The following is a 6,954-nucleotide window of genomic DNA, read 5'->3' on the forward strand; positions in this document are numbered from 1 at the left end:
GCAAACCCTTTATTCCTTGGTCAAAGACATCAGGAATTACTTTTTTAATAATGTTCAACGACCCATTGACATCTGCATTTAATAATTTATTTTCCCTGGTTTTATACAACCCTCTTGTTACTCTTTTCCCACTAAATTTCGGTTTTTGTTCTCCATATTTAGGCAAATCATCCCCATCTAAACAGCTTGATTGAGATGTATAGGATTCTTCGGTAATTATTACTTTTATTCCTCTTAGTTGGGCTTTATACCTTAACATCTCTATTAACCTATAGTGAGGGATATTCACAAATTGTTGATTGTTCTTTTTCCCTAATTTTATTTCTTGTTTCCAAGTCTGATTATACCCAATGATTAAGATTCCTATTTCATGGCTTACACACCAATCTATTACTCTTTTACTTGCTGTATGGAGATAGTTTTCTACTCGACAATTTCGTTTGTGAGTTAATTTTTTTAACCGATGAGAATTAGTTTGATTGTGGCTATTTAATTGAGATTGTAAATAAGAGCGTTGTTTATTATAAAAGGTGTTAATTGATTTTAATGGTCTGCCTTTAATCAACAGAGGTGTAGTTCCTGTTTGATTTGTAGTTACAGCTATTAAGTTATTTACTCCTAAATCTACTCCTGCTATTTGTTGATTTTCTGTTGTTGACTCCGATTTTTCATAGACTATTTCTATTATGTAACAGCTACTTTTAGGGATAATTCTGGTTTCTATTATTTCTGTCTGTGAAGTGTGGATTTTTATTTCACTCATTGACAGATGACAAATTCCTTTTTTTAAGGTTTTTTTGTATATTGATTCATGAGGATAAGGCAGAATATTTCGGCCTTTTATTTTATGTTTATATTTGGGGATTTTTGGTTTCCCTAAAAATTTATTTGACTGTTTTTGCCACTCTCTTAAAGCCGCAAAATAACTACTCCAAGCTGAGTCTAATCTTCTGATTATTTGCTTACTTACTTTGGTAGGTAAAGCTTGATAATCTTCACTTTTAGATACCTGGTGATACAGTTGATTAAAGCTTAGTTTCTTTTTGTTTTCAAAGAAATGTTGGCGATAATAATAGTTAGCTAAATTGAACAGATTTTTAGACAAAAAAGCCTTGTGGTCAATTTCCGACCACAAATAATGGGATTTGGTAATAACATGACGTTCAACTAGCTTCATATCTTAATTGTAGCTGATAACGACTCAATGGATAGACAACTGAATAAACTTGCTTATTTTAGTTTTATAGCTATAGTTATGAGTAAGTTTGATGAACTTTAGATAAGTTTTCGCTTTCTGTCTTTACCCCACATTCCGCACTTCAATTTGTATTATTACAAGTAGTATATAAATCCGTAGCTTGGTAGGTATTTATACTATGCAAATCATCTCAATTACTTTTTTCGTCGATCAAATTCCGAGTAAATAATTAGGGTTTGCGCTCAAAAGTATGAGTGGTAGGGGTAGGAGCCAGAATCGGTGAATCGGTGAAGTCAGGAGGAATGGGAATTATAGAAGAAGTAGTCAGAAGAATCGTAAAAGTTATTTTCTACCCCTCGAAATGCCGAAAATCCTAGATTTTTGAACCATTACCACCTCAAAACTGGTACTCCCTTAGTACCTGAAAAGGGTAAAACCTTTACCTATCAAGACTTTGATATTTAATCAGCAAGCCCTAATTAAGCATAAATACTTGCTTGATTGATTACTCAATCACGTCAGCTATGATTTTCTTCTAAAATTATGTCTCCTGACTCCTGACTCCTGACTCCTGACTCCTTCTTCTATAATACATTTTGTCGTGCGGAATGTGGGATAAAGACTCAAACGAGCGTCAGGGATTACTTTTGTACGGGCAATTCGCGTTTGTGGAGCATTCCGTAGGAAATCGCCCCTACTGACTTTTGCCTTGCGCGGAGCGCTACATCTCACAACTCAAATAAAATTGCTATTAAGTAATTGGATAATAACCTTTTTAACTTTCCCAATTCCCTTTATGAATTGTTTTTACCCATTTTAGTCGCTTAGGTAATATAGACATCCGGGTAATAGTAGCACCCATCACAATAAACCAATGCAACATATAAAAAGTTCCTCGCACACTTTCTAAAAAAGTAAGTAGTATAGACAACGGATGTTCTTTCTCAGAAATAAAGTCCAACTTCTCTTCTTTAACGATACTCTTTTCTTGTTTCCTGGTTCGACGTAAACCGATAAACATTCCCAATACAGAAACTGTTACAGTAAACACAGTCAAAGGACTGGTGATAGGTAAGCGACGTAAGATTATTGCCATAAGAAAATCAGGTACAGCAGCAACTGATACTAGATATTGGGTCACCAAAAATTGCCATAAATCCCAAGTCTTACCAAATCTCATTCGGTTACGCAAAATCAATTGCCAGTAGTCTAGATAACGCTGATACCCACCCTCTGCCCATCGGGAACGTTGATGCCACAAAGCTTTTGGGTTAGTTACTCCTTCCTCCATTACTGCAGGAAAACTGAGAAAATCTATATCCCATTGGTTTAAGTGTAGGCGAATTGTTAAATCTAAATCATCAGTAATAGTCTGTTCATTCCATCCGCCACACTCATTGAGGGCATTCAAACGTACAAATTGGCCATTTCCCCTGAGTTCTCCAACCCCACCAATTGCAATTCGTTGTTCCTGGAAAAAGCTATCTAGAGCCATTTCTGCTGATTGGCCTTTTGTCCAAAAATTTAGACCTGCATTGGCGATCGCTTTTCTAACTTGTACTGCTCCTACTTCTTTTCTCACAAAAAGTGGTATTACCTTTCGGAGTAAATCAGGTGTTACCTCTGCATCTGCATCAAACACTCCTAAAATTTCTCCCCTAATCAAAGGTATAGCAGTATTGAGAGCGCCTGATTTACCTCCACTGGCATCTGGACTTCTACGAATAACATTGAGCTGCTGATATTCTTTAGCCAACTGTTCTAACAATACAGGAGTTTTATCTGTACTATTGTCATCTATTACCCAAAGTTCGTAATTATTAGTTGGATAATCTAAAGTACAGATATTTTTTACCAATTTACTAATTACAGCTTCTTCATTTTTAGCTGCTACTAACAGAGAGATATAAGGCCAGTCTGTCGAATTTTCTTCTGATAGAGGTTTTGGAGGTAGTTTTCGTTTAGCGAATAGTATTCTCAAAAGTTGAACTGATAGTAAGCCTGTCAGACCTAAAATTACCCAATATCCCCAGGAAAGTAAGTGCAGAAGGATAGTAGTAGTCCAAATCAGAAATGACATAAGTGCTGCTTTACGTCTACGACCATCGTAAATATTCTGATGACTACTTAACACTTCCTGTTGTTGTTTGATTTGAGTCTGGTCTAAGCATTTTTGAGTTTCTGCCACCTGATTATTTTGCTGTTCGTTACAAAATTTATCGTTTTGATGAATTTGGGTTTCCCTATAATAATCGTTTTTGGGCCAAGAACTGTTGGGCATAATTAAATTAATCTTAAAAGATCCGGTCGCTAATAATTTTCTTATTTTTTTAGAGACTAACCTAATTCCGTCTGAAAAACTATAAATATGGTCTTGTGAAGTAAAGAATAGGGTATAGCGCTACGGGCAAGTCAAAAGTCAAAAGTCATCCCTGATGCTCGTTTGAGTGTTTATAATTGCCCTAATACCATTTCTCAAAAACTTTTCTACACTTTCTTAAGTAAGGGAGTGAGGGAGTGGGGGAGAGATAAACATCAGAATAATTAGCATTAACTTGCTAATTAGGGCTTGCTGATTAAATCTCAAAGCATTGACTGATATTGGTTTGAAGAATTTTAGGTGCTGAAATAGCAGCTTTTCTGTTGATGGATCTCAAAAAGTGAAGATTTTGGAGTCATTATGACAGAAAAAGTAAGGGTGGATTATGAATGACCAGTTCTTCAGCTAACTCCCCGTTCATCCTAACTCTTCACTACTCCCTACTCCCTTTTTCCCCTCCAGGGAGGGGGAGGGGCGAGGGGTGGGTTCCTACCATAGCAAAAAGACTTTCCATACGCAAACCCTAATTATTAGTAGTAGAACGGTGCAAAAAAACAGCAAGTTAGTTTAGTAATGAAAAGTAAATTTGCCAAAAACTCTCTTCCCTTCTGCCTTCTGCCCTCTGCTTCCTGGCTTTTGATAACGATAATTTTCAACACCAACCTACTTAGCTCCCATCAGGGTTCTATAATAGAATTTCCAGGGACGTGGATAATATTGATTCACCTTTGAAAAACCTAGCCAATCGGCCGACATTTTTAGGAATTGTCTCTCAAAGGTTGCAGATTAAGTCTTAACTGACTACGTTGGCTAAGTCAAGACCACCATAAGTGAACTCCAGCTTATGTGCTGGTCACTCTAAATTAAGGACAGCGTGTTTAGTGCGCCAATCGGAAGTAGGTTTTGTACCGATAGTGTTTAGAGTATTAACAAGCCTGGCCAACATAATCGAGGAACACTTTACTGAAAAGGAATAGACGCCACAATGTCTAACACTAATTACGTTTTCGTTATAGATACAAACAAAAAACCATTACAACCTTGCAAGCCAACTGTAGCTCGTAGATTGTTAAATTCTGGCAGAGCTGCTGTCTGGCGACGCTTTCCGTTTACTTTGATTCTCACGCAAAGCTGTTGAAATAGTTACCAAAACAACTTTAGTCCTCAAGATTGATCCAGGCTCAAAATTTACAGGGATGGCTTTATTAGAAGGAAACAAGGTGATATGGATGCTCTTAATTCAACACCGAGGTTCGTTAATTTCCGAAAAGCTGCAAAAGCGTTCTCAAAGAAGGAGGGCTAGAAGGACAAAAAATCTCAGATACCGTAAACCAGGTAACCCGAACAAAAAGAAACCTACTGGTTGGTTAGCACCTTCTCTCATGCACAGAGTTGAAACTACTATGACTTGGGTAAAACGAGTAATTAAGTTTTCTCCTGTAGAATCAATCTCAATGGAACTGGTTCGCTTTGATACTCAATTGATTCAACATCCAGAAATTTCTGGCACTGAGTATCAGCAAGGGGAATTAGCAGGATATGAATTGAAAGAATATTTGTTAGAAAAATGGGGTCGTCAATGTGCCTATTGTGGCCGAACAAATACACCACTAGAAATAGAACATATTCACCCCAAGTCCAAAGGAGGCTCAGATCGAGTATCTAACTTAACTGTTGCCTGTACTAAATGTAATCAACTTAAGAGTAACCAGGATGTCAAAGAATTCTTATCTGGAAAACCAGAATTATTAAAGCGAATACAAACCCAAGCAAGAAGACCATTAAAAGATGCACTACTCGGTTAATTCTTGTCGGTGGAAATTGTTCAATGCCTTAAAAACTACAGGTCTGGAAGTAACTACAGGTAGCGGGGGACAAACAAAATTTAACCGGAGAAAACAAAAATTACCTTCATCGCACTGCATAGACGCTGCTTGTGTAGGTGAAGTGAATCAGTTAAATTTCCACACCACCCAAGCTTTAGCTGCTATTTGCAAAGGGCAAGGAGGTAGACAGAAAGCAGCGGTAAATAAATATGGATACCCCATAAGGTACAACCCACTAAAACCGATAAAATGTTGGAATAGTGGAGATTTAGCGTTGAATATTGAAACAGGGGAAGTGGGTAGAGTTAATCCTCGCTCAAAGTCAAATAGTTTTAATTTCACAGTGCCTGGACAGAAAGCAAAAAGTGTTCATGTAAGTAAATTAAAAGTTGTACATAAGAAAGACGGTTATACCTATACATTTTGTCCACAGTTGTCCATAAATGTCGAGGAAAATACCGTCTAAAACTTAACAGGAGAGTAGGGAATGTCAATTAATCAATTAAAGCCAGCCGAAAAAGGGGAAGTAGCGGTTTACACTCCCTATTACCCAGATAACAGACGTAAATACCTAGCTCATGCTATTAGTCTTTACAAACAAAAAAGTCTTGAAGGAGCGAGACATATTGAAGGAGGAGAGAATATCCCTTTTGTTATCACCTGGAATGTTTCTATATTACCTGCAGACATAACTCGTTGCCGGATGCAGTTTGATGGTAATCAGGAACTTAGTTATGATACAACAATGGCCACTTATGAATTTGTTGATTCTTTAATCGATGTATTGCTCATTTATCATCGTACTCGTAATGTGGATTTTTCTAAGAATTTCTATGGAAAGCTACTTCGCTATGAGTGATTAACCTTGAAATTTAATTCCTGATTGAAAGTTGACTCTAAAATAATGTTTTTGATTGCCAAAAAAATTAATATTTTTCATCCTGAGACATTGAAGATCAAATCCAAATTTTGTTGACAAAACTCTTTGGGCAGGCTCTATTTATTGTCACGCTTAGAAAAATTTATGGGAGATGGGGGGATGGGGAGATTTGTATATTTGCACAATTTTTTGTATTTCATCTTAATATTCTCTGACGACAAAGAATTAGCCCTCGCAGCACTTTTGTGTTATGAAAAAATGGGTTGATATGCCCACCTAAGCTGGCAGCTATATGCACTAATTATGAGTTAAAATAGGGAATGAGCCAGCAACTTAAGGGTTATGTTGACTACTCCCCTGGCTGAAGCCTAGGGGATTCTAAACCGTCCCTAAAAAGATGGCGTGGTGAGGATGTCAAAAGTTTATTGATTGCGGGAGTGAGGGTGTGGCAAAATCTGGCAATTATTTGCTTATTGGATCGACTGAAGCTTACAGTGGCAAGTCTACAATTACTTTAGGAGTAGCCCATAAGCTGCAAAAACAAGGGATAAGTATTGCTTATGGAAAACCCTTGGGAAACTCTTTAAATTCAGCATCTGTAGAAATTGATGCTGATGTACAGTTTATTACTGAAACTCTCAAGCTTTCAGAAAATAGTATTCGGCCAACTCTGTTCATGCTGGATGAAAGTACTATCACGAAGCGTTTGCTTGGAGAGGACAACACTGAC

At 37.1% G+C, this 6,954-nt stretch carries 4 protein-coding genes and 1 pseudogene; 3 read left to right on the forward strand and 2 right to left on the reverse strand.

The window, feature by feature from the left end; all coding sequences use genetic code 11:
• Together F6K54_RS37165 and F6K54_RS37170 are read right to left on the reverse strand one after the other, a co-directional pair.
• On the reverse strand, positions 1–1,177 hold a 1,177-nt coding region (locus F6K54_RS37165), incomplete at its 3' end, for a transposase (protein ID WP_293088992.1).
• A 796-nt stretch (positions 1,178–1,973) separates the two neighbouring features.
• Positions 1,974–3,479, reverse strand: coding sequence for a glycosyltransferase family 2 protein (locus F6K54_RS37170; RefSeq protein WP_293088994.1), 1,506 nt, complete (start codon positions 3,477–3,479; stop codon positions 1,974–1,976).
• Positions 3,480–4,503: 1,024 nt separating this feature from the next.
• On the opposite strand from F6K54_RS37170, the pseudogene iscB reads away from it, so the two are divergent.
• The 3 genes and pseudogenes from iscB to F6K54_RS37185 all read left to right on the forward strand — a co-directional run.
• Positions 4,504–5,810 (forward strand): annotated as a pseudogene (iscB, locus tag F6K54_RS43925) (RNA-guided endonuclease IscB).
• Between the two features lie 21 nt (positions 5,811–5,831).
• Positions 5,832–6,203 (forward strand): type IV pilus biogenesis protein EbsA, encoded by a 372-nt coding sequence (ebsA, locus tag F6K54_RS37180; RefSeq protein ID WP_293088996.1) that lies wholly within the window; start codon positions 5,832–5,834, stop codon positions 6,201–6,203.
• 466 nt (positions 6,204–6,669) lie between these two features.
• The coding region (locus tag F6K54_RS37185) for an AAA family ATPase (protein WP_293088997.1) at positions 6,670–6,954 on the forward strand (285 nt) is incomplete at its 3' end.

Origin of the sequence: Okeania sp. SIO3B5 (assembly GCF_010692555.1) — a bacterium.
GTDB lineage: Bacteria > Cyanobacteriota > Cyanobacteriia > Cyanobacteriales > Microcoleaceae > Okeania.

What these genes read in the sequence shown, in the direction of transcription:
- F6K54_RS37170 (WP_293088994.1), bottom strand. Translation starts at nt 3,479, where the DNA reads ATGCCCAACAGTTCTTGGCCCAAAAACGATTATTATAGGGAAACCCAA.
- ebsA (WP_293088996.1), top strand. Translation starts at nt 5,832, where the DNA reads ATGTCAATTAATCAATTAAAGCCAGCCGAAAAAGGGGAAGTAGCGGTT.